Here is a 1,351-nt window from a genome sequence, read left to right on the forward strand (position 1 = left end):
GTTGCGTCCTTTTTCCGGGAGGAAGAACAGACGCAGCAGGAGAGATAAAGGAGTGTGCGTATGATCAATCTGAAAATCGACCCGGAGTTCCAGTCTCAGATTCCTCCTCTGACCGATGATGAATTTAAGCAGCTTGAAGAAAATATCCTGAAAGAGGGCAAGCTGCTCTCTCCTTTGATCGTTTGGAATAACACCCTTGTTGATGGTCACAACCGTTATACAATTCTTCAGAAACATCCCGAAATCTGCTTTTCTACCATGCCGCTCCGCTTTGCAAACCGTGAGGAAGCACTCGCTTGGATCTGCAAGAATCAGCTGGGGCGGCGCAATTTAACCCCGGAGCAGAAGAAGTTCCTCATTGGAAAGCAGTACAGTGTGGAACATCGAAAGCCCGGTGGAAATGGCAATAACCAGTATACGGCTGCTGCCAAAGAACCTGTTCAGGAGGAATTGTGTCAAATTGACACAATTCCTCCCACCTCTGCGGAAGCGAGCATCCGCAAGCAGATTGCGGAGCGGAACAATGTCAGCGAATCCTACATTGCCCGGTCTGAAAAGTTCATGCGTGGCGTGGAGATTATGGAACAGATGGTGCCCGGTATGCAGGAGAAAATTCTGTCTGGGCAATTCAAAGTCCGTGATGCTGATATGCACCGCCTCGCCAGAGCTGATTTTCCGAACCGCAAGCAAATCGTGCACGAGATTCTGCACCCAGAAGACCGTTCGGCTCCGCAGTCAAGCTACTCACACTACTCTGGAATCAACTACTCAGCGCTGGAAGTCGCTGTCCGGCGGATTCAGCAGGACTTTGATTTTTTGATGAGATACTTGCCTAAGCTACCGGACGATTCCTACGCCAAAACTGAAACGCTAAAAATCCTCAAGCAGCACAAAGCGTATATGGCACAGTTTGAAGAAATGCTGAACGATAAAGAAATCGCATAACGACAGGCACTTGTAAGCCATCAATGAGCCACCAGCCGCAAGTGCAGGGTGGAAAACTTCCGCGCCCTTGCGCCTGATAAAAATTGGAACTTTGATTTTCTCGCCCGACTTTGCCACGGTAGGACGATCAAAGGAGCGTGCGTTTGAACAAAAAGAAAAAGTCCACAAACATTTCCCCTTACCCCGATGATGTCATCGACCGTCTGGCACGGGCGTTCTACCCGGCCATCCTTGCCTGCTGGAACAGCGAGGAAGGCCAAAGGGAGTTTGCCGCGTGGCAGGCAGAACAAGCTCATCATGCAAACAACGAAAAACAGGAAGTTCCCACTTGCTGGGTATCCGTAAAACAGTTTTCGAAAAATGACACGGCAACTGCCTGTCAGGATTGGTTACGGAGTACCCGGCT

General features: G+C 49.8%; 2 protein-coding genes. Both read left to right on the plus strand.

The window, feature by feature from the left end:
• Positions 1–60 precede the first annotated feature (60 nt).
• A complete protein-coding gene (locus tag C7J97_RS14665) occupies positions 61–945 on the plus strand; it encodes a ParB N-terminal domain-containing protein (RefSeq protein WP_113993387.1) in 885 nt (294 codons plus the stop codon).
• A gap of 137 nt (positions 946–1,082) precedes the next feature.
• Positions 1,083–1,351 (plus strand): hypothetical protein (locus C7J97_RS14670; protein ID WP_242983547.1); only part of this gene is annotated, 269 nt, incomplete at its 3' end.

Source organism: Faecalibacterium prausnitzii (assembly GCF_003324185.1).
Lineage (GTDB): Bacteria > Bacillota > Clostridia > Oscillospirales > Ruminococcaceae > Faecalibacterium > Faecalibacterium prausnitzii.

Coding starts and splice junctions, on each gene's coding strand:
- C7J97_RS14665 (WP_113993387.1), top strand. CDS start 61: ATGATCAATCTGAAAATCGACCCGGAGTTCCAGTCTCAGATTCCTCCT.